Below are 25,363 nucleotides of genomic sequence, written 5' to 3'. Positions count from 1 at the left end.
AATTAAAAATTTTTGTGTTATGAGAAGAATCTATTTTTTAACAGCATTTATTCTGTTTCTAGGACAGTTTAATGCACAGACGAGCTACTGTACCCCTGCTTTTCCAAATGGATGTGCAGATGGTGACCGGATCAATAATTTTTTGATTCCTTCAGCCGGTTTTTCACACGTCAATACGGGCTGTTCTACAGGTGCGTATGGCGATTTTACAAGTATGACAATTACTTTGCAGGCAGGTATTCCGTATGATTTTACGGTAACCCATGGTTATGAAACACAAAGTGTTCGGATCTGGGGAGATTTTACTAACAGTTTTAATCTTGATACGGAGATCGGTTCAGGGTATTCCGGAACTTCTTTGACTACCAATGGAACTTTGACAATTCCTGCATCTACTCCCCTGGGAAGCTATAGATTGAGGATTGCTTCAAAGTATGATTTTGACAATACATCACCTCCAATGGCCTGTAATACCTCAGGTTTTGGGGAAGCGCATGACTACACTTTAGTAGTGGCAGCACCTCCTACCTGTATGATGCCAACGGCAGTCAGTAGTAGTGGTGTAACAGTGAACAGTGCTACACTTTCATGGACTGCACCTGCAACGGTACCTAACAATGGTTATGAAATTTATTATAACACTACCGGAGTGCCCCCTGTTGCTTCTACTTCTGCAATGCTAACAGCATCTGGATTATCTGAGCCTCTCACTGGTCTTTCTTCCGGCACTGTTTATCATGTATGGGTACGTTCTGTATGTTCTCCTACCGATAAAAGTATCTGGTCTTCAGTTCATACTTTTACGACCCCTTGTACACCGTATGCGTTGCCGTATTCTATTGATTTTGAAAATGCAACTGTGCCTGGAATGCCAATATGTACATTAGAAGAGAATCTGGGATCCGGGAATAACTGGGAAACTAGCAATAATCCGGGATATGGTTTCACAAGCAATACGCTTACCTATGAATATGATTGGTCAAATCCTGCCAATGCATGGTTTTATACAGGAGGCGTGAACCTGACTGCAGGAACCAGTTATCGTGTTTATTTCAAATATGGACAAAACAGTGCAGGTTCTGTAGAAAAACTGAAAATAACGTATGGAACAGCGCAAACAGCCGCCAGTCAAACCAATGTCATCCATGATTATACGAATATTACGGGTTCTAATACAATGCAACTGGGTTTCCATGATTTCACTCCTGCTGTTTCCGGTGTTTATTATCTTGGGTTCAATGTTTATTCAGATGCAAACCAGTATTATCTATATATTGATGATATTTTAATTTTAGAAACTCCATCTTGTGCCGAACCTTCAGGATTGGTTGTGCAGAGTGTTACATCTTCATCAGGAACTGTTTCATGGACACAACCAGGAACGCCACCGGCTTTGGGATATGAATTGTATCATTCTAATATCAATACTACGCCTACAGCAACGGCAGTACCTACTGAAACGGCTCCTCCAGGCGTTTCTACGGCCACGATCGGTGGACTGACTCCTAATACTACTTATTATGTTTGGGTTCGTTCCAACTGTAGTGCTACGGAAAAAAGCGTCTGGACTCCTTATGCCACATTCCTTACAGACTGTGTTGCTTTCTCTGCGCCATTTACAGAAACATTTGATGGAGGTGTAAAACCAGGATGCTGGGAAAATGTAAACCCAACAAGTACCTCAACGGATGCTAATGTACGATGGAAGTTTACAGGAGCACCAGGGTACGGAGCGACGAATAATGGCAGAACCTCTGGAACATATGCTTGGGTTGACGCCAGTTCTCCATACACCGGAGTTCATACCGTACAGTTAATCTCGCCAATGATTGATCTTACTGGACTCACGAATCCATATTTACAGTTTGAGTGGTTCAAAAATCACTTAGATGCTGCTGCAGGTAACCTGCCACCTTATGATAATAACAGGCTGACGGTAGAAATAGGAAATGGAACGACGTGGACACAAGTATTTATGGATGAAACCAACAACAACGGTTGGAGACTTGAAGGTGTCGTCATTCCAGCAACCTTTGCCAATACGATCATAAAAGTCAGATTTACTGTAGATAAAGATGTGAGTGGAAATGGTTATTTCTATGATGATCTATTGCTGGATAATGTACGCGTTATGGAACAGCCAACTTGTATTCAGCCAACAGGTCTCTTTATTTCCGGCATCACTTCCTTTACTGCTGAAGTAAACTGGGGAGGACTTCCTGTACCGGCAATGGGATATGAAGTATATTACAACACTACCAATACTGCACCGACTGCCGCTACTGCACCAAGTGTAACTGGAATTAACGGAATTTATACAGAGCTTCAGAATTTACTTCCAGGAACTACGTATTATGTGTGGGTAAGAGCCAAATGTAGTGCTACTGAATTCAGCGACTGGAGTGTTGGTCCGTCTTTCACTACAGTGAATTTCTGTCCGACAGTTACTGGTCCCGCCAATAATGCCGCAGCAGTTTCACTTACACCTACCATTACCTGGGATGCTCTGGCAGGAGCTACCAGCTATGTGCTGACCATTGGTACTACTTCAGGTGGAACTGATATTATGAATGCAGTAGATGTAGGAAATGTAACCTCATATACCCTTCCGACACCACTTCAATATTCTACACAATATTTCTATTCTGTGAAAGCATCTAATGGAACAGTGATAGCACCCAATTGTACCATAAGAAACTTTACCACAGTGTGTGATACCATAACGCCATCATATACTTATGCTTTTACTTCTGCTACTGGGCCGTGCTGGGCTCAGGGTAACGGAGGAACGGCAGCAACAGGACCTACCGGAAGTAATGCTTTATGGGTCGTAGGTGGATTCCTGAATGTGGGAACTACGGGTGCTGTGAAGATTAATTTATGGACTACAGGTCGTGCAGGATGGCTGATCACTCCCGATTTCAATCTTGCCGGAGGTGGACATCAGTTAACATTCGATTATGGAGTTACGGAATATGCTTCTACCACTTCTTCAGCAATGGGAAGTGATGATATGGTTCAACTTCTGATGTCTGCAGATGCAGGAGCTACCTGGACCGTACTTCAGACCTGGGATGCCACTACACCGGTAACCAATACTTCAAATCCGTACACCTATACTATTCCAAATACTGTTACCACTGCAAGGTTTGCATTTTTTGGAACAGATGGAACTGTAGATGATCCAGAGGACTTCGAATTTTTTGTAGATAATTTTGCAATATCAGGATCTCTTTCTACAAATGAAACCGTGAAGAACACTAAGGAGGTGACCGTTTATCCGAATCCGTTTACAGAAGTCATTTATATTTCTGATGTTAAGGATTTGAGAACGGTAACCGTGATTGATGCTTCCGGAAGAACTGTGAAAACAATAACTTCTCCTGAAAAACAGATCAACCTTGGTGGCTTGACCTCAGGATTGTACCTTCTGAAATTACAGTATAAAGATGGTTCAGTGAAATCTGTAAAAGTGATCAAGAAATAATATTCTGATCCTCATATATAGTATTGAAGCGGCTTTAGGGCCGCTTCTTTTTGTTCTTGATTTGTCGATTGCTTGCTAAGTATTTAAAATACAGGATTAAAACTCATGAAAACTGTTCCCATTTAAATCAGAAATGAGCGCCGACTCTTAAAGGTGAGTAAACAAATTATTTTAGAACTAATATTAATTCCTAATTTTCACGGAGACCGAGAAGTCGGGAGAATTTGTAAAGATGGATCGGCTATTTCCGATTTCTTTAGTCCAGATAATACCCTTTATTATTTTCATTGCCGTCTGCCAAATCTTCTATATTTCCGGCACGGTCTTTCTCTTCCTGAAACATTTCTTCATAATCCTTAGTGTACAATGACTGGGGCACCACATGCACATCAAACATGAGTTCCATTTTCTGAGTTGTAGCAAAATTACCGTACAGCGTAATGTAGTGCTGTACTTCCCCGATGTTTTTAGCAGAATTATAAGTCAGGACAAGCTTGGCCTCTTTACCAGGCGGAATAGTGCCGATGGAAGATTTCTCAAGCGTTATGCATCCGCACGAGGTAATGATATCTTCCAGAATGAACGGATTTTTCCCAGTATTTTTGATAGGAAAAACAATATTCAGCTCCTGGCCCATGAGGATAGGATAGTAATGGCGGTTATTGTCAGTAATTTGAATGGTTGTTTTCTTGCCTTTAATATCGTCGCAGGCAGTACCGCTAAGTAATAATAATACCGCAGTGGTCATGAAAAATAGTTTTCTCATTTTATTTTAATTTAAAACCTGAATCTCATCACAGGCAATGATGCTTTTGGTGTCGGGATCCTGGTCGAAATGAAGTTCAATATTTTTGAATTGCAATAAGGGAAGAGCCATCTCTACCATAGCGGTATTTTCTGAAACGGTAAAGTCGTTTTTTGTGAATGTCCTGACAGTGTTTCCATCTGCAATCACCGTGATTTTTTCCGGAGGAAGAATTCGGTGTCTTTCATTGCGAAGGAACCGCATGCGTATTTTTCCGCCTTGCTTCAAGGTTTCAGTAGAAAATGCTACCCTGAAATTTTTACTGCTGTTAAGATACCAACCCTGATGATAATCCTGTGTAAATCCACGAGTGCCGTCATTTAAAAGCTGCGTTTTCTCGAAACCTTCATCCTTTTCTGAAAGTACTGAAACCGCACCTTCCAGCAGTTGGTTTTCATAACTGTCTCCTGCCAACAGTTCTTTCCATTCCCCAATATATTCTGCAAGATTTCCTTCGGTTTCTTTATAAGAATTTAAATTTTCATAGTTTTCATAATTCTTCAATGCCGCCAGCCATGTCCGGACTTCCGGCTTTGGAATTAGTTTTTTCCCGTTTAAGGTCGCGTATCCCCATTGTCGGTGTCCTTGGGTATAGGCGATTTGCATTCGGGGGTAAGTAAGAGCCGTAAACAGCTTTTCCAGTTTCACCCGTTCTTCTCCTGAAGTTTTGGGAATGATGAATTGAAGCTGAGTGTAAAATTCAGTAAAAGTTTCTGGATTGAAATAGGTTTTCAGGTTCTCGCGCATACCTCCGTAAAGGTTGTATGGTTTGTTTTTGCTATCGTATTCAGCTTCTAAACCAAGATAATAATTAGCCAAAAGAGTTCCGCTGACGGGATATTTCTTTTTGAAAAAATTCCGGGTCAACGCATCGATATCAGCATCTGTATTCATCATTAGGGCACCAGAAACATAGGTTTTAATATCATCAAATGGCATATAATCGTAACCGCTTCCGTTCAGGAAAATACCCCGTATCTGGTTTTCTTTAAAGAAAATAAGCTGTTTCTGTAAACCGTACAACAGCGGGCTCGGTGTCAGGTAATCATCGAAATTGGCTCCATAATCCCAGATGTAAAGATTTGGCGTGGCAATGCGCCATTGACGAAGGTCTTGAATAAATTTCTTGGTTTCTTTTTGATCCATATTCAGAGCAACTCCTTTTTTAAGTTCTATGGTGCTGAAAAACACCCCTGAATTCTCTGAAAGCTCATATTCCGGAGCAGTATGAGTAGTGAGATAAGCGGTCATGAAAAACTGATGACGGGGAAATTCGTCTGCCAATTTTCGCATAAATTCTGCCACAGCTGGTGTAGCATTCTTATCCGTATTTCCGGCCTGGAGGCAAAGCGGACAGGTGCATACCATAGTATTGTCGTTCGGCATCAACATGAAACGATGGGAATTTTTTTCTCCTTTTCCGTATTCATCAATGATAAAATTCCGGACTCCATCATAAAGTTCCGGAGATGAAAAACAAAGCTGGTTAGAATTTCGTTTATTATTAACCAATGCGTAAACGTTTTTTGATGGCAGTTTAGCTGCGATTTTTGACAACTGATGCCCCCACAATCCCCAAGCTGTTTCTACCATGTCATTTCCATAAACCGGAGCCATGTCTTCTTCCAGATTTGGAGAATAATGAGGGCCTCGATACGAAAAATCAAAAGTAAAACACGAGCTGTTGAGCGCAATAACGGGTGGAGGAAGATCCGGAGTGCTGATTTTGGAATCTTCATTAGAAATGCTTTCGATTACCTGATACGCCATCCAAAGCGCAGTAGCTTCATCTTTTGTCCGGATGTGCAGGCGTTTTTCATCATGTTTTATACAATAGCTGTGTTTCAAGTCAGCAGCGACTTCAATATGGATTTTCTTGAAATTCTCCGGTCCCTGTTGAGTGCCTTTTACCAGAACAACAGTCGATGGATCTTTGGCTCTTTTCTTTAAATGACGGAAAAGATATTCTGCCCAACGCTCACTGGCGGCGTCTTCTTCTGAAGAAATGACGTATCCGTCCGCTTTTAGCGCAGGTGATTTCCCTGACGAACAACTCACAAATGCCAAAATAATGAGTAATAAATTTCTTTTTAAAATTTTAGAAAGAAACATTGAGGTTCATATAAATGTTATACAGATTGCGGTAGCTCACATCATTCGATTTGTAATGATACCAGGTTCCCAGAACTCCTGTGGAAACAGAATCGGTAATCAAATGGCTGAATCCGGCTCCTACCATAGAGTTGAGCACAGAAAATCCGTTATAAAACTGATAATTAATCAGATCCACATCTGGTGAAGAACCAATACTTCCTATCGCTGTTAAATAATTTTTAGGAGAAGACAGGTAATACCGCACATTAGTAGAAGCATTATACAACCACTGTCCGTTCAGAAAGAAATTGTTTAACCTGAGGTTCAGGCGCCACGGATCCAGTACTTTGGTGGCACCTACAACCGCATTCGGGAGGCTTTCTCCTTCCGGCAACTTTCTGAAACCGGCTCCCAGCTCTGCTTCGATTCCTTCCAGTACCGGAAAATCCCGATAAACCGAAGCATTCACAGCGATGGAAGGGAAAAACTGGCTCGCCCAAGCTGCGTCTATTTTGGTGCGGGTTTTTTCATCCCAGTTCCGGAACCATTCCGCCTGGAATTGAAGTCCCTTTCCGGCATCTCTTCCTGCATAATTAATCCGGCCGGTATACGTATCTTTTGCCCCGAAACGATTGTATTCCAAAGTGGAAATAGTACTGAGAATATCCTGATCTCCGAATCTGCTTCTCAAATGATAGACGGCAATTTCATTTCGAAAACTTTTGTATTTTAAATAATGAAGATGCTGTTTGAACTCCTGAAGTTCCAGAAGGGAAGGCTCAAAGGTTTTTTGATACGCATAAGCAGAATCAAACTTTTTCAGTTTTTCAAAAGCCATTCCTTTCGTATAGAGAAGGCTTTTTTGATTCGGCATATATTTCAGAGCCGCATCTGCTACGGCAACGGCTTCCTCGCTACGGCTGTTTTTAATAAGATAAATGCTGTATTTTTCTGATACATCGGCAAATGCTTTAATGGTTTCCTGATGATAAGGGTTTTCCAAAAGTTCATTTTGAAGTCCATTATAAACCTGCGCATAGTTTTCTGCATCCAATGTATCGATTTCCATCAGTTTCAATTTGAAATAAAGTTCATCAGGATGAGCATCATTCCCCTTCTGGGCATACATTTTCATTTCCTGAGGGTTTTTTCTCTGGAAAGCAAGATTCACCGCATATTTTAATGCCGTAAGATTCACCGGATCATGCTGAAGCCAGCGCTGTACGTACGTCATTGATTCATCATAACGGAATTGCTCATTCAGTTCTTTTACGATAATGGTGAGCATTTCTCCATATCCTGACAGATATTTCACCCTTTGTTCTTCTGTAACTTGTGTGAAAGCTTGCTCGTAAGAAGTGAGGGCCATCTCATAACGCTTCAGTTGAAAATAAAGATCTGCTTTTCGGATGTTTAAAGAAGGATTATCAGGATCGTCTAGTTGGATGCTGTTCAGGGTATTCAATGCATTATTATAATCTTTAAGTTCCACGAAAGCATTGTAGAGTGCGTTGTCTGCAGTTTTGAAACTTTCATTGTCACCATATCTTTTTACCAAATCCCACACAGGAATGGCTTCATCAAATCTTTGATCTGCCATCAAATCTTTAGCCTCATTGATGAGAATTTTCACATAGGCACTTTTCAGGTCAGCATCTCCTGGATATTGAGTAAAAAGCTGCTTGGTGAGAGATTCAGCACGGCTGATGTTTCCCATTCTGCTGTATACCATCAGTTCTTTCAAAGAAAGGTTTTTGGAACCACCCCGCGCTCTTCGGTAGCGGGTAAGAATGTGCAGTGCTTCCTCATATTGTTGGTTTCCAACGGCGTTGTTAAAAACATAATTGAATGCTTCCTCATTTCCCGGGCTGCTTTCAAATATTTTCCCATAAAGAGTAGAAGGATCTCGATCTTTAGCATGACGGGCTGCTTCCAGAAGATAGTAGTTGTACTGTTCCTGAAGAACACCGCGGTTTCCATATTTCATTTGTTCCTGAAGAAAAGGAAGGAGTTCATCATACCTTTTCTGATCGGCCAATATTCCTGATTTTTTATTGACAAGCTGGATATTTCCTGAAAACTGGTTTAGTCCGCGCTCAGCGTACGTCATCGCAGTATAAGGATCTCCGGCTTTCAGGTGATCGTTAATCAGGGTGAGGTAATGATTCGGATTGTCGGGTTGTTTTTTTACAAGTTCTGTACTGAGGGCAATAGCTTCATCTATTCTTCCGGATTTGCGAAGTGCATTGGCTCTCATTTCGGTAGTATAAGTATAATCTTGCTGTATTTTGACATCTTTCGGATAAATTTGACTCAGCCTTTTCCTCAGTCTGTTGGCTTCTACATTGTTTCCCTGCTGCTCATACAGTTCAATTTTTTTTTGCCAAAGGCCTTTCCAGTATGGATTTACTTCTAATAATTCATTTACATAACAGATCGCGCTGGAGTATCTTTTTGATTCGCTTTCCACATTTACAAGAATTTGCTTGGCATCTACGTTTTTAGCATTGAAATCCAAAGCTTTCTTTAGTTCGTATCGTGCTTTGTCATATTGCTTTTTTTGATGAAAATATCTTCCTGAAAGCATTTTCAGGTCAGAATCTTTCGGGTATTTCTTCAGTCCTTCGTCCAGGATTTTTTTGCCGGTTTCCCAGTTTCCGCTCTGGTAATGATTTTTAACCTGAGTAGCAAGTTCCACACTTCCGTCAGGATCTTCCAGAGTTTGGGCGTGGCTCATTACCATAAAACCAAAAAGCGCCACAAGGGTTAAGAACTGTTTGGCGGCGATAGAGGCTTTGTTTTTTAAAATCCAGTTCATAGAAATAGATGTATTTATTGAAAAATTATGCGGCCGTTTTGGATGGCGGATTTTGTTGGGAGAATCCTTGTCTCGTCATTGCACCCCAGCTGAAGTTTTTCCGCGTTAAAAACTGCCAGTATCCTTTCAAGCTGAAAAACACAACAAGAGGGTGATAGACAAATGCTTCCATAGATGAAAATAAAATCAGGCGAAGATATTCGGGATAGGTTTTATATTGTCTTTTCACACGCACGTCATAAGAAATGGTCATCAATGACATGGTGATACCAATCAGATAAACATAGAGAAGCATAAGCCAGAAGGTGTTGAAATTTATCTGGCTGGTAAACAGAAGATATATTATGGTCACCAATCCGGTAAGCTCGATGATGGGGGCCAAAAATTCAAATATCAATGCATAAGGCATGATCACGAGGCCCATTCTTCCGTATTTTCGGTTAAAAAGAAATTTACGGTGTACCACAAAAATCTGCAGAAGGCCTCGTCCCCAACGTGTACGCTGTCGGTTCAGAACTTTAAGATTCGGTGGTCCTTGTGTCCAGCAGCAGGTATCAGGAATCTGTACAATTCTATATTTTCTGTTATTTTCCCGCATGTATGCCACCATCCGCATCGTCATATCCATATCTTCGGCATGAGAAAGCGGATCAAAACCTCCGGCTTCAATAACGATTGTTCTACTGAAGAGCCCAAAACCTCCGGATACATTAGGAATAAGATTAAACATGGACCATCCCATTTTCGCCAAAAGATAGGATCGCAGGTATTCTGTTTCCTGAAAAGTCGGGATAATTCCTTTTGGCGGGCGCACTCTTGTCATCACACCATGCTTCACTTCGCAGCCATTCGACATTCGCATGGTTGCACCTACTGCAATAACTTCTACCTTGGAATCCAATACGGGAAGAATGACTTTCGTAAGCGTATCTGGTGCCAAAAGGCAATCCACATCTGTGTTAATAAAATAATCGTAATTGGCGACATTCACCCCTGCATTCATCGCATCGGCCTTGGTTCCTCCGTTGATTTTATCCACCACTATAAGTTTCTGAAACTCAATATTAGTTGATTTAAAAACCCTTTTTACAGGACGGCACCGTACTTTTTCAATATAAGGAAAAGCGATTTCTTCCAGATCAAAATTCTCGATCAGAAGCTCTAATGTTTTGTCCTCGCTGCCGTCATTCACAATAATCACCTCATAATTGGGATAATTAAGGCTCATCAATGATTTCACATTGTCGATGATTATAACTTCCTCGTTAAAGGCAGGTGCAATGATGGAAATATATGGCGCATATTCTGGTAGGCTTACCAACAGTTCGCTTTCTATATGTGTGTATTTGATCTTTTTCTTTTCAATCATGAAATAAGAGCAGATCATCAAAAATAAATAGAAAATAGTGATCGCAAAACTGTAAAAGTAAATAAGGTACTGATAAAAATACAGGATTTGTTCCATGGGATATCTTATACAGAAGTTACTGCATTATGCTTAATATAAGCAAGGGTTTCCTTCTCAAAGGATGTAGGAGCAGATTTCTGTATAAAAGTATTGGTCTTACGTTTATCAATTTTATACAGATTTTTTATGATCTTAATTACTGTTTCATTGTTTTGGGTCTCAGGATAGATTTCTTTCAGGAAATCAAAGGCTTTTTTGGTACGCAGTTCTCCCATCATATCGATGATGGCTTCCTGTACTACTGTGTTTTGGTAAGGGTATTCCTGTGCCAACAGAGATATTGCATCTTCATACTTCAAAACTCCCAAAGTATTGGCAATTTCGGATTTTACCTCGACGCTGTCGGTCTCTTTGAAGAATTCTACTAAATAGGGTGCAGCAGCTCTCTGTTCAAAATAGCCGATTTCTTTGATAATGAAACTTTGGTAAAATTCATTTCCGGAGTTTTTCAGCCATTTGGTAAGCAAAGGCAATGGACGTGCTGCATCCCGTTCTTTCAGGGAATCATGAAGCCGAACGCCATCCAGTCCATTAAAATCTTTGTCAAAATTATTTTCCAAGAATTTGAAAGCATCATTAGAAGCATATTTCAGATACTCGCTTTTGATGTGTTTGCGGAGTGAGGCTTCATTAGAATTAATTTTCTTTGAAAATAAACTTCCCGTAATCCCTTGCTTGATCTGATCCAGGATACGTATAGCATTTTTACTTTCACCAAGATTATCTTTCTGCAGTTTTTTTTCCCAAAATTCCAGGAGCGGAAAAATCTCTAACAGGTGTGTATAGTTGTGATCGTTAAAAGAAGGTTTTTCTTTTAATTGAATAACCAGATCGGTGATGTACCTTTTTTCCCAGTTTTTAAAAACAGTGTCATTGGGATTCAGGAGGTCTTTTATTTCAAAAAAAGACATTTCCTGCTCAGTGAGCAATACGGTTCGCAGTTTTTCTCCAAATCGTTCGGAGATGTTTTCGCGTCGTGCATTATCTCGTTTTCGCTTCCTAACGGTGACGACAATTCTGACCATCGCAATGACATACAAGCTTATCAATAACGTGATAAGGCTGACCGTCATTCTGATGACAAAAGGATAACCGATAAATAGTGAATCAAGATAATATAAATAAAATTTTATAGTATCCATCATTTGTGTTTGTGACAAAGGTATAACTAATTTTAATATTCGCAATAAAAAAATATCAGGCTTTTCTTATTAATATAGAATATCTCTTAAATAAGAAAAAAGCTTTATAGAAAATGCAAGTAGTTATGGTTATGGAAATTAAAAATTTATAATCTATTATTTGCTCTTAACATTTCTACAGACACATAAAAATCGTCTGGTAAAGCTTTTTGCAGATAAATCTTATTATTAATCTCAGCTTTCGCCAGTAGAATGGGATAGTTCTTTCATATTCAGTTTACGTTTATTTTTTGAATGAGATAGTGATGAAAAAAGTGATAAAAAACTTAATGTGTTCTGTAATTTTCCTAATTTTGAAAAAAACATATAAATGTTCTGGAAACGCCTGATGATTTTATGGGTTATTCTCTACTCGCTTGCATTTACTGCAAAAGAAATTCATATCGATTCGCTTAGAAACCAAATCTCTCATTACAACGATTTCGCAGAATATAAAACTTCTATGCAGCTTATATCGGACTTTTTAGCCGATGGTCACGCTTCACATCATGAACGCTACACTGCTTTTTTGCTGAAAGCCATGATTTACAAGAAACTGTTCAATTATGATCAGACGTTGCATAATCTGGATCTCGCCCTTCAGGAAGGAATGAAAAGCAACAGAAAGGAAATGGTGCAGCAGGAAATAAAAGCCGAAAAATCTTTTGTATATTTTGATCTGCAGCAGTTTGAAAGAGCGAAACAGTTCATGAAAGAGCTGGAAGCTACAGGATACCAATATCTTTCCGCAAAACAACGCGTTTTCCTTTACACTCAGGAAGGATATTTTCTGATGAAAGATAAGAAATATGATGAGGCTGAAAAAAGCCTGGATCAGGCGATTCAGATTGCCAAGAAATTCTATTTGCAAGATCTTCCCATCGTTTACGGGAAAAAAATAGAACTGTATAATGAAACGAACGACACGGAAAAGCGTGATGAAATGTACAAAGAGGGGCTGAAAATTGCTCAAAAATTTGGAAATTTGAAATACGAATTCTATCTGCACGAAATCATGAAAAATGTATTCCGTAAAAATCAGGATTACCACAAAGCGTTCGAGTTTCAGCAGATCTGTGATTCTGTATTTTTTCTATACAATTCCAACAGCAACAGCAGCAAAATAGAACTTCTGGAACAACAAATGAAAGCCCGGGAATACGAATATAAAATGAAGGAAAAACGAAATGAACAGTTCTTTTTTGTTATTTTATCCGGACTTCTCATTTTTCTCATTCTGATATTCATCAAACTCTATCTCGTGAACAAACAGAAACGGATTTTAACTGAAGATGAAAACCGGCGCATTCTGCATGAAATAGAAATTCTAACCAATTCTGCAAGCAAAAAAGATGGTTCTAAAACTGATCTGGCCTCCTTCAACCTTACTGAAAGACAAAGAGAGATCATTGAGCTTGTAAAGCAGGGGAAAAACAACCGACAAATCGCAGAACTTTTATTTATTTCTGAAAACACCGTCAAATACCATCTGAAAGTTATCTACAATATCCTGAACATCAACCAACGCACAGAATTATAACCTTTCGTAAAGTAAAGACATTGCTAAAGCGATCATAGAAAGTTTTTTCAGCAAACTTATTGTGAAGATAAAAAGGTATTTTTGCAGCCGATAAATTTTTACTTATGTTCACGGATATTATCGTACACCGGGTCGGAAATAAAGTACGCCAGGAAAACCTTCATCTTTCTCACGATACTCTTCAACTGGAAGATGAGATGAAGGAACTGCTCTCAGATTTTTTTCTGAAAGCGTTCAAATCGGAAGAACAGTTTCAGTTTTACAGCGATTCTTATCTGGTCAATAATCCCGTCTATCACGCTGTTTCTGAAATTTTTGATGATAAAAAAAACTTTACCGAAGAAAGTAAAGCCATCGCAAAACATTTGTATGAAGTAGCGGAAAATCCAAGAATTCAGAGCGGTGAAATGTTCGTCTGTTATTTTGAAGGAGAAGAAACGGACGAAGGTAAAATAGATAAAATCGGGATTTTTAAAACTGAAAATAAACTGCCTTTCCTGAAAATTAAAGGAGAAGAGGAAAGCTTCGATCTACAACAGGATTGGGGAATCGGGCTTTCAAAACTGGATAAGGGCTGCATCATTTATAATCATTCCCGGGAAACAGGATATGCCGTTTCGGTGATTGATCAAAATAAAAACGGCGACGAATATTACTGGTTCGAGGATTTCCTGAAAGTACAACCCCGCAGTGACGATTATTTCCATACCGGCGAAACCCTTTCTGTTTATAAGGATTTCATTACCAAACAGCTTCCGCAGGAGTTTGAAGTGTCAAAAGCAGATCAGGCTGATTTTCTGAATAAATCCATTACTTTCTTTAAAGAAAAAGAACAATTCGATTTGCAGGAATTCTCCAAGGAAGTTCTTCAGGATGAAAATGTGATCGAAAGTTTTGTGAACTATAAAACAGATTACGAACAAGATATGCAGGTTTCCATTGCAGAGGAATTTCCCATCAATGCCACAGCGGTTAAAAAGAATTCCCGGTATTTCAAAAGTGTCATCAAACTGGATAAGAATTTCCATATTTATGTACATGGCGACCGTCAGAAAATAGAAACCGGACAGGACGAAAAAGGGAAATATTATCGTCTTTATTTTGATGAAGAAAAATAACCTGACAACCTGAAACAGAAAACCTGTTCCCATCTCTTGGTCAGGCTTTCAATAATTTGTAAATTTGAATGCTTGAATTACAGGCTGCCTCTGGTACAGAGGAAGGTGCTGAAAACAATATTAAAAAACATAAAAAATATGAAAGTTACCGTAGTAGGAGCAGGAGCAGTAGGAGCAAGTTGTGCTGAGTATATTGCCATGAAAAACTTCTGTGCAGAAGTTGTGTTAGTAGACATCAAAGAAGGTTTTGCTGAGGGAAAAGCCATGGATCTGATGCAAACCGCTTCGCTGAACGGGTTCGATACCCAAATTACAGGAACAACAGGAGATTACTCCAAAACAGCAGGTTCAGATGTAGCCGTTATCACTTCCGGAATTCCACGGAAACCGGGAATGACAAGAGAGGAACTCATCGGAATTAATGCCGGGATCGTGAAAGAAGTTACTGCCAATCTGGTAAAACATTCGCCGGATGTCATCATCATTGTAGTATCGAATCCGATGGATACGATGGCTTATTTGGTTCATAAAACTTCCGGATTGCCAAAAAACAGAATCATCGGAATGGGCGGTGCTCTGGACAGTGCAAGATTCAAATACAGATTGGCTGAAGCCCTGGAAGCTCCGATTTCTGATGTAGACGGAATGGTAATCGCCGCACACAGCGATACAGGAATGCTTCCATTGCTGAGCAAAGCAACCAGAAATGGCGTTCCTGTTACCGAATTCCTGAATGAAGAAAAACAAAACTACGTTATCGAAGAAACCAAAGTAGGAGGTGCTACGCTTACCAAACTTCTGGGAACTTCAGCCTGGTATGCTCCAGGAGCAGCTGTTTCTGTGATGGTTCAGGCGATTCTTTGCGATCATAAAAAGATGATTCCCTGTTCATTAATGCTGGATGGTGAGTATGGACAACAGGATATTTGTCTTGGCGTTCCGGCCATTATCGGAAGAAACGGTGTGGAGGAAATCGTGGAAATCTCTTTAACAGATGCTGAAAAAGAAAAATTCGCAACTGCTGCACAGGCGGTAAGAGAAGTGAATGGGGATTTGAAGTTCTAAGAATAACCGAATAATATATTGGGGAAGCGCGTCCAGTTGGGCGCGCTTTTTTTGCGGCGGCGCAGCCGCCGCAAAAAAAATTAAAATAAATCTAAAACAGAAATAACTTAAGCGGTGTAACAAAACAGGAATTTCGCTGTCTTATTATCCAGCTAAATACCATTATGAGAATCAGCATTACTCTCGCTTTTTTATGTTTCTGTACGTTGCTTTCTGCGCAGTCAACTCAAGATACCTTGAAGCAAAGTGAAATAGAAGGTGTCGTCATTACTGCCCGGAAGCCTACCGTTGAAAGTAAGGTGGACCGTACCGTTTTCAACGTGGAGAATTCTTCCATTCTTGCAGGAAATACCACGTGGGATGTGTTGCGCATGACGCCATTGGTAAGCATTGATAATAATGATGTGGTAAAATCTGAGGGCGAGAACGTAACTGTTTATATTAACGATAGAAAATCAGTATTCACAGGCAAAGAACTGAAAGAATATCTGAAATCCATTCCCGCAGATAATCTGATGAAAATTGAAGTCATCACGAATCCGTCTTCTCGTTATGAAACAAGCGGACAGGTTATCAACATTGTGTTGAAAAAAAGGGAAGATGAGGGCGTGAAAGGAAGTATATCCATGACCAATACGCAGAACCGCAAAAACAATCAGTATTCCGGCCTGAATTTGAATTATCACAAAGGAAAATTCACCCAAACCATCACCGGCAGTTATAACGACTACTCCAGTTTTCAGTCTGATACTACCGAAAGTCTGCTATATCTGAACAATGAAAGCCGTCGTACAGAAAGCAACGCGCTGTATCATAGCAGAATGCCGTCTTTTTCCAGCACTTCAGAGTGGGAGTTGAACGATAAAAACAATATCGGAATCATTGGGGAGTTTTTTCAGAACAACAGTAGTTCTGAAGGAAATTCTACAGGTGAAATTCTGCGAAACGGATTGCCTTACAATCAGTATTCAGTAGAGCAGCAAGAAAACTCCAATTACAGAGTTCTGAGTTCTAATATATTCTACAAATATTACGATAAGCAGAAAAATAAGATTTTTGATGTGAATGCCGGCGTTAATTATAATACACACGAGAGCGACCGGAATTTCCTGAGATACCAGACTCTTCTACCGTTCATGGAATTCCAGCAGGTGATGAGCCATACCCAAATGCGGAATTATTACCTGAAACTGGATTACTCGCAGCTGTTGGATTCAGCTGGAAGCACTTTTGAAGCAGGAATGAAACTGGATTTTAACAATAATCATGTTCCGACGGACTATTACGGATTCACTTCGCAAATATTGAAAAACAGATTCAGGTATCGGGATAATCTCAATTCTGTTTATGCCAATTACAGCAGTAAGTTTTTTGATTATCTGGATGTAAGAATAGGTCTGCGCTACGAATACATGACCTTGAAACTGCATCAGGAAACGGACAATATTCAAAGAGAAGATTCTTATGGTATTTTGATGCCCAATGTGTTGTTGAAATATACCTTCACCCCAAATTTCAATCTTTCTACATCGTATAATTACAGCATCTGGAGACCGTGGTATTCGGAGTTCAATCCTTTTGAGCTTCCATCCGGAGACGGCAATTATACTAAAGGGAATATGGATCTGGAGCCCAATCCCAACCATCGTTTTACGCTGAAAGCCGGCATTTATAAAAAATATTTCCTTTCCCTGAATTACGGATTTACGAATCAGGATTACTGGGACGATTATATTCAGGACGGAGACCGGCTGATCTCTTATCCGGCCAACTTCCCGGGAAGATCGGAGCGGTATTCAGCCAATTTCAATACGAACCAGACCTTCTTTCAAAACAAACTGAATGTGAATCTGAATCTGGGTCTCAACTATATCGATAACAGTGATTTTAATGCGAGAAACGGTATTGAAGCGAAGGATTATCTAACCAATTTCGGGGGATCAGTTAATTTCTCTTACACGAATCTATTTGGTAAAAACATCAATCTTTCCGGATGGGGAGGTCTGTACAAACAGAATAACGGAAATACGCAGGGCAATACTTTTAATTTCTATCACAACTTTTCGGTAACCAAAATCTTTGAAAAAGCGGGACTTGAGGCGAGTCTCCGTTTCAATAATATCTTTATGAAGCCGGTGTTTGATCAAACTACGTACAGCCAGGTGGGAACTTTCCACACCATAAGCCGGTCTGACTGGTACGGTGCTTCATTTACTTTGGTCAAGCGATTTGGAAATCAAAAAGTAAAAGAGAATTCTAAAGTGAATGCAGAGAAAAATGAAGGTGGCGGGAAATAAACTTTCTCTTATACAGATAATGGGCGAATCAGTTTTACGAATGAAATGAACGGGTAGTATGTGCAGGTGAAAATGGGTTACTCCGGACGCATATTTTTATTGATAGTTTGTCATAGAGAACACTTCAGGAATACATAATGTCCTCTTGTGTCGAACTCGTTTTCAGTACGAAAGCATTGTACAATATTTTCTTTATTGTTTTTAAAATTCAGGGTTTGGCTGTGTATCAGTATATTTCTTGATGAGGTAATCATCTAAAATATTCAAAAACATTCCATATGAAAGCAGCCGTATTCCACCGTCCCGGTTCAGTAACCTGTGACGAAACTGAAGACCCGAACATACAATCTCCTGAAGATGTTATTTTAAAAGTGACGGCCACTGCGATCTGCGGCAGTGATCTCCATCTTTATTCCGGCGGCGTTCCACAAGCCCGTCCTATGGTTTTAGGCCATGAATTTATGGGTATTGTAGAAGAAACCGGCCCGGACGTGCACCATCTGAAGAGAGGAGACCGTGTGGTCGTTCCGTTTCCCGTCGCCTGTGGCGGTTGTTTTTTCTGCCAGCACGAGCTTCCCGTTGCTTGCGAAAATTCCAACCCCAAAAATTATGGCCCGGAAGGCGGTATCCTGACAGAAAAAGGAGGCGGACTTTTCGGTTACGGCGATTTGTATGGCGCACATGATGGTGGCCAGGCGCAATATGTACGGGTTCCTTATGCGAATCACGGCCCGCGGAAAGTTCCGGATAACCTTACGGATGAACAAGTACTTTTTTTAACGGATATTTTCCCGACCGGATATATGGGAGTTTTATGGGGAGAACTGAAACCCGGCGAAACAGTAGCCATATTCGGCGCTGGACCCGTAGGAGTGATGGCAGCGAAAAGTGCCGTGCTCCACAATGCAGGCAAGGTGATCGTCATCGATACGCTTTCTTACCGCTTGGAAAAAGTGCAGCAACTCACCGGTTGCGAAACTGTACTTTGGAAAAACGACCGCGATACCATTACCCAAATCCGGGAACTGACCAAAGGACGGGGTGCCGATGTATGTATTGACGCCGTTGGATTTGAGCCGGAAAGAAATATAATCGATCGTCTGAAAGCTACCGTGAATTTTGAAAAAGGTTCTATTAAGGTTCTGGATGCCTGTTTCAGCGCTGTAAGAAGGGGAGGAAGGATTTCTATTTTAGGAGTTTATCCTGTCCATTATGATAATTTCAGATTGGGACAGATTTTTGATAAAGGGCTTACCGTAAAAGCCGGGCAAGTTCCGGTGCACAACATTATAGACAGGCTTTTGGGCTATGTGGAACAAGGAAAAGTAACGCTGGAGGATATTATCACCCATCGGATGCCGCTCTCAGAAGTTTCTAAAGCGTATGAAATTTTCGATAAAAAAGAAGACGGTTGTGTGAAAGTAGTTCTGGATCCGTGGGCTTAATCAAGTTCTGGATTCAATAAAATTCTTTTATTCATCTAAATCAATAACGCTTCGGTTTTCCGAAGCGTTTTGTTCTGTTTAAAATTTATTTTCCACCTGTGCTGCTTTCAGCAGGAAAGTATGTATGTCGGTATTCTTCATGAAAGGCTTCATTTGATCGCTACCCGGGCCGTACATTGCAAGTTCGGTATAATCCGCTGAGTGATCCATACTGATCCAGCCTACGGAAGTAAATTCCTGCTGAATCTGCGAAAGCAGTTTGAAAGGGAGATGTCTCGGGTTGTAAATCCCGTCTTCTCTCTTGGCTTTAGAATAAAAAGAGAGGATTTCTTTGGCTTGTTCATCGGTGATTTTAATTCCGGCATTCGCCTGCGCAATTCTGTCTTTTATGGTGCTGATGCTGTCAGACGCCTGAATTCCCTGAAGAATCCATTCATTGGTTTGCGAAAATTTCTGAATCCGGTCAAAATTATTGTTGACTTCTTTACCATAAATCAGTCCCGGATTTGCATTTCCATGATCAGAAGTGATAACCACCAGAGTATTTCCGTCTTTTTTTGCGAAATCAAGTGCCACTTTCAAGGCATCATCAAAAGCGAGCTGATCATAAAGAAGTCCGGCGATGTCATTTCCGTGCGCTGCCCAGTCCACTTTTCCGGCTTCCACCTGCATTACAAAACCTTCTTTATGGTCTTTCATCAGGTTGATGGCTTTCGAAGTCATTTCTGCCAAAGTCGGAATATTATTTTTTATAAAACTGCTGCTGAACTGATCTGTAGAATAAGGAAGTCCATCTTCATCAAAAGTAGCCAGCAACGGTTTGTTTTGAGGTGCGGCATTCATTTCCGCTTTATTTCGTGCTACAGCATAGCCTTTGTTTCTGAAAACGGAATAGAGATCTTTTTTGTCTTTTCGTTGTGCTGCATCAAAATATTTATGTCCCCCGCCCATCATCACATCAAATCCCAGTTCTGAATACAGGGAGGCAATTTCCTCCTGAGAATTTCTGTTTTTGGTAAACACGGAAAATCCGGCTGGTGTAGCATGGGTAATCGGAACCGTGGTGACACATCCTACTTTCTTCCCTGCTTTTTTAAATTTTTGAAGGATGGGAAGGTACTCTTCGCCATTCGCGCCGATATTGATACTGCCGTTGTTTACCCGATGTCCTCCTCCCCACGAAGAGCTGGCTGCTGCAGAATCGGTGACAATAGAGTTGGCAGAAGCCATATCCATCAGTCCTCTTTGTGCCAAATTATCTTCATATAGGGAAATCCAGTGCGACGGCCTTCCCAACTTTCTTCTGCTGTAGATATCTGCCATGTTCAGGGTTCCTGCGCTCATTCCGTCGCTCACCATAAAGATGATGTTCTTGGCTTTTTTTTTGCCAAATTCTTCTTTTATGATATTGGCTTTAGTGCCAATAGGTGTTAAAAGCAATCCTCCAAATGCTAGTGAGCCGCCTTTCAAGAAATCACGTCTTCTCATTATTCCCAATTTTTTTTCAAATGTAAACAAACACGTATTAACCCAATATGAATTTTAAAAAGCTGTTTTTACCGGGATAAATCGCTTTTAGTGTAGTAGTATCAGAAGCACTTGCGAGAGAAATGGAATGTCACTTTTTTTTATATTCTTGTGATCTCTGCGCCTAATGCCTTCAATCTTCCATCAATATTTTCGTAACCACGATCAATTTGCTCAATGTTATGAATGACAGATGTTCCTTCCGCAGAGAGAGCGGCAATCAGCAGTGCATTCCCGGCTCGGATGTCAGGGGAAATCATGGTAGTACCCCGCAACGGGAATTCATGATTCAGGCCCACCACCGTAGCTCTATGAGGATCGCAAAGGATGATCTGCGCACCCATATCAATCAGTTTATCAACAAAAAACAATCGGGATTCAAACATTTTCTGATGGATCAGAACAGTTCCCCGAGCCTGTGTTGCCACCACCAGAATAATGGAAAGCAGATCTGGCGTGAAGCCCGGCCAGGGCGCATCTGTTACGGTAAGGATCGAACCGTCAATGAATTTCTGAATGGTATATTGTTCCTGTGCCGGAATATAAATATCGTCATTGTGACGTTCCATGGCAATTCCCAGTTTTCTGAAAACTCCCGGAATAACGCCCAAATGATTCCAACTTACATTTTTGATGGTGATTTCTGATTTCGTCATGGCTGCCATGCCGATCCACGAACCGATTTCTATCATATCGGGAAGCATCGTGTGTTCCGTTCCGCGTAGGTGGGGAACGCCCTCTATGGTGAGCAGATTGGATCCGACTCCGGAAATTACCGCGCCCATTCTGTTGAGCATTCGGCAAAGCTGTTGAATATAAGGTTCGCAAGCCGCGTTGTAAATTCTCGTTTTTCCTTTGGCCAGAACGGCCGCCATGATGATATTCGCGGTACCGGTAACCGAAGCTTCTTCCAAAAGGATAAACTTTCCTTGCAATTCTTTGGCCTTCAGGCTATAACATCCTTCTTTTTCATCATACCGGAATTCGGCTCCTAATTCTGTGAAGCCTTGGAAATGGGTATCCAATCGTCTTCTCCCAATTTTATCGCCGCCGGGAGTAGGCATGGAAGCTTTTCCAAAGCGGGCGAGCATCGGGCCCAGCAGCATAATGGAACCCCGCAGTCTGGCACTTTCTTTTTTGAACTCCGGCGATTGGATGTAATTAAAATCCAGCGTTTCGGCTTTGAAGGAATAATCGCCTTTGCCATGTTTCTGAATTTCCACGCCCATCGCACCTAAAATTTCGATCAGCCTGTTCACGTCATGAATATCCGGAATATTGTTGATCCGTACTTCTTCATCTGTCAACAACACTGCACAAAGAATCTGCAAAGCTTCATTTTTGGCTCCTTGCGGCGTAATTTCTCCCTTCAGTTGTTTTCCTCCTTTGATCTCAAATGTTCCGTTCATTATTTTCGCCGGGTTTTATTTTGCTGGTTTTGCTGATTTCTCTGCTTGTTGCGGTTACCGTTTTGACTTTGACTTTGTCCCTGGTTTTTATTTTGCTGATTTTTATTCTTGGTGGCACTGTAGTAAATTTTACTTTTCTCCAGACTGTCGATTCCCGTAAGATCCAGACGGTTTTCGGAGAGTTCTTTTAAATGCCTGAAGATCACATCATCCGTCACATGTTCTTTATTATAAATGTTGTAGGATTTTTTCATGTTATTGGCAATCACTTCAATAAGAGCATCTTTTTCATCGCCTTCTTCCAGTGCAATAGCTTTTTCAATAAGCTGAAGAATACTTTTCCCATAGAATTTGAAGTCGCCCTGAAGGGCAGGATATTCCATTTTCGCAGGTTTTTTCATTCTTTCCCCTTTGGGCGGAATGGGATACGGAGAATCTACATCCAGATCGAAATCAGCCATGATAAAAAGATGATCCCAGAGTTTATGTTTGTAGTTTTCTTCGTCGCGAAGTTGCGGATTTCTTTGCCCCATAAAATCAATGATGGCTTTGGCCATTGTATTGCGCTCGTCTCTGTCTTCAAGAGTTTTGCAGCGTTCTACCAAGCTTTGGACAATTCTTCCATACTCTGGCATATATAAATGGGTTCTGTCGGTATTGTATTCCATAAATGCAAATATAAGGATTTGAAGGTCTTTTATTCAATAAATTTTTCTTTCTGCTGTGCCGTAGGAACATGGCATTGTGCTCCCGGAAGTTTGCTTCTGTTTCTGGCAATTCTGTCATATACCCAGTCCGAAAAGAACTTCGGGAAGAGTTTGAAAGCAGTCATCAACTGGTATTTCCCGCCCAAAAGTTTTGCGATTTCCAAGACAGCTTCAGATTTAACATAATAAAAAGAATTCGGCCTCCAGAGATACAGGGTGTTGAGTTGCTGTCGCGGCAGATTTCTTTCCTGAAGGAATTTTTGTCCAAATGCGGACTGCAGCGGAGAAAAAAGAAACTGGTCCTTACGGTCGTTTTTCAGAATCCATTGAATCCAATAATTGCAGAAGCTACATGCTCCGTCATAAAAAATATAGTATTTGGAAGAGTCGGGGTGTTTGTTCATAATTATTCTTCCTCTGCCGGAAGCCGGTGACTGATTCTGATATCCGTTTCTATTTTCCTGAAATAATCAGCCAGTATTTTTCGTTCTTCATCGGTAATCTGCGCTTCAGGATGACCGATAAGATAAGAATCCATCGGCATTTCACCATTTTCTGTTACTTCGGCTGCTTCATGCAATTTGTGTGCCTGCCTTTTGGGCTCATAGGTAGCGAACAGGGAAAAATTGAGTTTTTTGCGGCCTTCATCAATATGATCTTTCAAAAACCAACCGACGGGCTGGAAATTGGAATACCACGGATATTTGGTTTCATTGCTGTGGCAATCGTAACATGCGTTGCGAATCAGAGAGGCAGTATTCTGCGGAGTTTCTTTTATAGTCAGAAAATCCATCCCGGGATTTACGGGCGGATTAGCCTTGTCAATTCTGAAAAACTGAATCAGGATCAGAAGGACAACCAATACAATTAGTATTTTTTTCATACGCTGGATTTTAGTGTTTAAATGTACAAAATTCCCATTGATTTTGTAAAATGATGTATTTGCCCATGCTAAGGGAGAAAACATTATCTTTGCCGAAATTTTTGGGCTCGGAAAGTCCGGGTAACCCATTAATAATCAACATTCTTTCTCAAGAAGAATTATTAAACAAAATTTTATGAGCAACATTGTCGCCATTGTAGGCCGTCCCAATGTAGGGAAATCAACACTTTTTAACCGTCTTCTGGAACGCAGGGAAGCCATCGTGGATGCTACCGCAGGCGTTACCCGTGACCGTCATTACGGGAAATCCGACTGGAATGGAATTGAATTTACCGTCATCGATACCGGTGGATATGAAGTGAATACCGAAGATATTTTCCAGGAAGAAATCGCAAGACAGGTGCAGTTGGCCATCGATGAAGCTACTTCCATTATCTTTATGATGAACGTGGAGGAAGGCCTAACCGATACAGACAGAGAAATTAATGAAATGCTCCGTCGTTCCGGAAAACCTGTGTATATCGTGATCAACAAGGTAGATTCTGCCAAAGAAGAGCTTCCTGCCACCGAGTTTTATTCTTTGGGAATTGATAAATATTACACCATGTCTTCTGCAACAGGTTCGGGTTCCGGAGAGCTGCTGGATGATATCGTAAAAGATTTTCCGACTAAAGATTATAAAGATCCTTTTGAAGGCCTTCCTAAAATCACCATTGCCGGCCGTCCGAATGTAGGGAAATCCACTCTGATCAATGCGCTGCTGGATCACGATAGAAATATTGTGACCGATATTGCCGGAACCACGCGCGACAGTATTGAAACCCTGTACAATAAATTCGGGCACGAGTTTGTATTGGTAGATACTGCCGGAATGCGGAGGAAAGCCAAGGTAAGCGAAAATCTCGAGTTTTATTCCGTGATGCGCTCCGTGCGAGCTATTGAAAATTCCGATGTAGTCATCATTATGGTGGATGCCACTCAAGGCTGGGAAAGCCAGGACATGAATATTTTCGGCATTGCACAGAAAAACAGAAAAGGAATCGTGATTCTGGTGAACAAATGGGATCTTGTAGAAGACAAACACACCAACACGATGCGGGATTTTGAAGCAACCATCAAAAATAAAATCGGGCAGTTTACAGATATTCCGGTACTGTTCGTTTCTGCATTAACGAAACAGAGAATTCTGAAAGCCGTCGATACCGCGATGGAAGTGTTCGAAAACCGCAAGAAGAAAATCAAGACTTCTCAACTGAATGAAGTGATGCTTCCGGTGTTTGAAAACAATCCGCCGCCTGCTTTGAAAGGAAAATATATTAAGATTAAATACTGCGTTCAGCTGGGAACTCCCTCGCCGCAGTTTGTGTTTTTCTGCAATCTTCCGCAGTATGTGAAGGAGCCTTATAAAAGGTATACGGAAAATCAGCTTCGGAAACATTTTGGTTTTACCGGTGTTCCCATCGAAGTGTATTTCAGGCAGAAATAAAGTATTCTACTTCAACCAATAAATTTTAAAAAG

The 25,363-nt window shown here is 40.7% G+C and carries 17 protein-coding genes; 7 read left to right on the top strand and 10 right to left on the bottom strand.

Annotation, left to right across the window (positions count from 1 at the left end; genetic code table 11):
- Positions 1-19 precede the first annotated feature (19 nt).
- Positions 20-3,487, top strand: a complete 3,468-nt coding sequence (locus DQ356_RS02475; RefSeq protein WP_114302894.1) for a fibronectin type III domain-containing protein — start codon at positions 20-22, stop codon at positions 3,485-3,487.
- 256 nt (positions 3,488-3,743) lie between these two features.
- Here the strand turns inward: DQ356_RS02475 and DQ356_RS02470 are convergent, their stop codons facing one another.
- From DQ356_RS02470 to DQ356_RS02450, 5 genes are read right to left on the bottom strand one after another with little or no spacing between them, the layout of a single operon-like run.
- Positions 3,744-4,253, bottom strand: a complete 510-nt coding sequence (locus tag DQ356_RS02470) for a DUF1573 domain-containing protein (RefSeq protein WP_114302893.1) — start codon at positions 4,251-4,253, stop codon at positions 3,744-3,746.
- Positions 4,254-4,259: 6 nt separating this feature from the next.
- Positions 4,260-6,404, bottom strand: coding sequence for a DUF4838 domain-containing protein (locus tag DQ356_RS02465; protein WP_114302892.1), 2,145 nt, complete (start codon positions 6,402-6,404; stop codon positions 4,260-4,262).
- Entirely contained in the window at positions 6,391-9,204 is a 2,814-nt protein-coding gene (locus DQ356_RS02460) for a tetratricopeptide repeat protein (RefSeq protein WP_114302891.1), read from the bottom strand. The genes DQ356_RS02465 and DQ356_RS02460 overlap by 14 nt, the downstream gene beginning before the upstream one ends.
- 25 nt (positions 9,205-9,229) lie before the next feature.
- Complete coding sequence (locus tag DQ356_RS02455) at positions 9,230-10,669, bottom strand: glycosyltransferase family 2 protein (protein WP_114302890.1); 1,440 nt, start codon at positions 10,667-10,669, stop codon at positions 9,230-9,232.
- An 8-nt stretch (positions 10,670-10,677) separates the two neighbouring features.
- The gene (locus DQ356_RS02450) at positions 10,678-11,817 is read right to left on the bottom strand and encodes a HEAT repeat domain-containing protein (RefSeq protein WP_126723220.1); all 1,140 of its coding nucleotides are present in this window, start codon (positions 11,815-11,817) and stop codon (positions 10,678-10,680) included.
- Positions 11,818-12,184: 367 nt separating this feature from the next.
- Between DQ356_RS02450 and DQ356_RS02445 the strand changes: the two genes are divergently transcribed.
- The 5 genes from DQ356_RS02445 to DQ356_RS02425 all read left to right on the top strand — a co-directional run bounded on the left by DQ356_RS02445 (position 12,185) and on the right by DQ356_RS02425 (position 19,318).
- Entirely contained in the window at positions 12,185-13,393 is a 1,209-nt protein-coding gene (locus DQ356_RS02445) for a LuxR C-terminal-related transcriptional regulator (RefSeq protein ID WP_114302888.1), read from the top strand.
- A 104-nt stretch (positions 13,394-13,497) separates the two neighbouring features.
- Positions 13,498-14,511 carry a nucleoid-associated protein gene (locus tag DQ356_RS02440; protein ID WP_114302887.1) on the top strand — a complete coding sequence of 338 codons (1,014 nt, stop codon included), beginning with the start codon at positions 13,498-13,500 and terminating at the stop codon, positions 14,509-14,511.
- A gap of 138 nt (positions 14,512-14,649) precedes the next feature.
- Positions 14,650-15,576: a malate dehydrogenase gene (locus tag DQ356_RS02435; RefSeq protein WP_114303137.1), complete on the top strand. Its 927-nt coding sequence runs from the start codon at positions 14,650-14,652 to the stop codon at positions 15,574-15,576.
- Positions 15,577-15,740: 164 nt separating this feature from the next.
- Positions 15,741-17,873 (top strand): TonB-dependent receptor domain-containing protein, encoded by a 2,133-nt coding sequence (locus DQ356_RS02430; protein WP_114302886.1) that lies wholly within the window; start codon positions 15,741-15,743, stop codon positions 17,871-17,873.
- Positions 17,874-18,151: 278 nt separating this feature from the next.
- Positions 18,152-19,318, top strand: coding sequence for a zinc-dependent alcohol dehydrogenase (locus DQ356_RS02425; protein WP_114302885.1), 1,167 nt, complete (start codon positions 18,152-18,154; stop codon positions 19,316-19,318).
- Positions 19,319-19,396: 78 nt separating this feature from the next.
- On the opposite strand, the gene DQ356_RS02420 is transcribed toward DQ356_RS02425, so the two are convergent.
- From DQ356_RS02420 to DQ356_RS02400, 5 genes are all read right to left on the bottom strand, one after another.
- On the bottom strand, positions 19,397-20,806 hold the full coding sequence (locus DQ356_RS02420; protein ID WP_114302884.1) for an alkaline phosphatase: 1,410 nt from the start codon (positions 20,804-20,806) through the stop codon (positions 19,397-19,399).
- A gap of 140 nt (positions 20,807-20,946) precedes the next feature.
- Positions 20,947-22,254, bottom strand: coding sequence for a UDP-N-acetylglucosamine 1-carboxyvinyltransferase (gene murA, locus DQ356_RS02415; RefSeq protein WP_114302883.1), 1,308 nt, complete (start codon positions 22,252-22,254; stop codon positions 20,947-20,949).
- Positions 22,254-22,922: a DUF4290 domain-containing protein gene (locus DQ356_RS02410; RefSeq protein WP_114302882.1), complete on the bottom strand. Its 669-nt coding sequence runs from the start codon at positions 22,920-22,922 to the stop codon at positions 22,254-22,256. The genes murA and DQ356_RS02410 overlap by 1 nt, the downstream gene beginning before the upstream one ends.
- Before the next feature lie 29 nt (positions 22,923-22,951).
- A complete protein-coding gene (locus DQ356_RS02405) occupies positions 22,952-23,365 on the bottom strand; it encodes a thiol-disulfide oxidoreductase DCC family protein (protein WP_114302881.1) in 414 nt (137 codons plus the stop codon).
- 2 nt (positions 23,366-23,367) lie between these two features.
- Entirely contained in the window at positions 23,368-23,844 is a 477-nt protein-coding gene (locus tag DQ356_RS02400) for a heme-binding domain-containing protein (RefSeq protein ID WP_114302880.1), read from the bottom strand.
- A 175-nt stretch (positions 23,845-24,019) separates the two neighbouring features.
- Here DQ356_RS02400 and der point away from each other — a divergent pair, with 175 nt between their 5' ends.
- Complete coding sequence (der, locus tag DQ356_RS02395; RefSeq protein WP_114302879.1) at positions 24,020-25,330, top strand: ribosome biogenesis GTPase Der; 1,311 nt, start codon at positions 24,020-24,022, stop codon at positions 25,328-25,330.
- The last annotated feature ends 33 nt before the right edge of the window (positions 25,331-25,363 follow it).

It is taken from the genome of Chryseobacterium lacus (assembly GCF_003336205.1).
GTDB classification, from domain to species: domain Bacteria; phylum Bacteroidota; class Bacteroidia; order Flavobacteriales; family Weeksellaceae; genus Chryseobacterium_A; species Chryseobacterium_A lacus.
Note: the sequence above shows the minus strand (reverse complement) of the source record. Positions and strands in the feature narration are given on the sequence as shown.

Bases quoted from the DNA above. Each gene is read 5' to 3' on its own strand.
- DQ356_RS02475 (WP_114302894.1), top strand. From the start codon at position 20: ATGAGAAGAATCTATTTTTTAACAGCATTTATTCTGTTTCTAGGACAG.
- DQ356_RS02470 (WP_114302893.1), bottom strand. From the start codon at position 4,253: ATGAGAAAACTATTTTTCATGACCACTGCGGTATTATTATTACTTAGC.
- DQ356_RS02465 (WP_114302892.1), bottom strand. From the start codon at position 6,404: ATGTTTCTTTCTAAAATTTTAAAAAGAAATTTATTACTCATTATTTTG.
- DQ356_RS02460 (WP_114302891.1), bottom strand. From the start codon at position 9,204: ATGAACTGGATTTTAAAAAACAAAGCCTCTATCGCCGCCAAACAGTTC.
- DQ356_RS02455 (WP_114302890.1), bottom strand. From the start codon at position 10,669: ATGGAACAAATCCTGTATTTTTATCAGTACCTTATTTACTTTTACAGT.
- DQ356_RS02450 (WP_126723220.1), bottom strand. From the start codon at position 11,817: ATGATGGATACTATAAAATTTTATTTATATTATCTTGATTCACTATTT.
- DQ356_RS02445 (WP_114302888.1), top strand. From the start codon at position 12,185: ATGTTCTGGAAACGCCTGATGATTTTATGGGTTATTCTCTACTCGCTT.
- DQ356_RS02440 (WP_114302887.1), top strand. From the start codon at position 13,498: ATGTTCACGGATATTATCGTACACCGGGTCGGAAATAAAGTACGCCAG.
- DQ356_RS02435 (WP_114303137.1), top strand. From the start codon at position 14,650: ATGAAAGTTACCGTAGTAGGAGCAGGAGCAGTAGGAGCAAGTTGTGCT.
- DQ356_RS02430 (WP_114302886.1), top strand. From the start codon at position 15,741: ATGAGAATCAGCATTACTCTCGCTTTTTTATGTTTCTGTACGTTGCTT.
- DQ356_RS02425 (WP_114302885.1), top strand. From the start codon at position 18,152: ATGAAAGCAGCCGTATTCCACCGTCCCGGTTCAGTAACCTGTGACGAA.
- DQ356_RS02420 (WP_114302884.1), bottom strand. From the start codon at position 20,806: ATGAGAAGACGTGATTTCTTGAAAGGCGGCTCACTAGCATTTGGAGGA.
- murA (WP_114302883.1), bottom strand. From the start codon at position 22,254: ATGAACGGAACATTTGAGATCAAAGGAGGAAAACAACTGAAGGGAGAA.
- DQ356_RS02410 (WP_114302882.1), bottom strand. From the start codon at position 22,922: ATGGAATACAATACCGACAGAACCCATTTATATATGCCAGAGTATGGA.
- DQ356_RS02405 (WP_114302881.1), bottom strand. From the start codon at position 23,365: ATGAACAAACACCCCGACTCTTCCAAATACTATATTTTTTATGACGGA.
- DQ356_RS02400 (WP_114302880.1), bottom strand. From the start codon at position 23,844: ATGAAAAAAATACTAATTGTATTGGTTGTCCTTCTGATCCTGATTCAG.
- der (WP_114302879.1), top strand. From the start codon at position 24,020: ATGAGCAACATTGTCGCCATTGTAGGCCGTCCCAATGTAGGGAAATCA.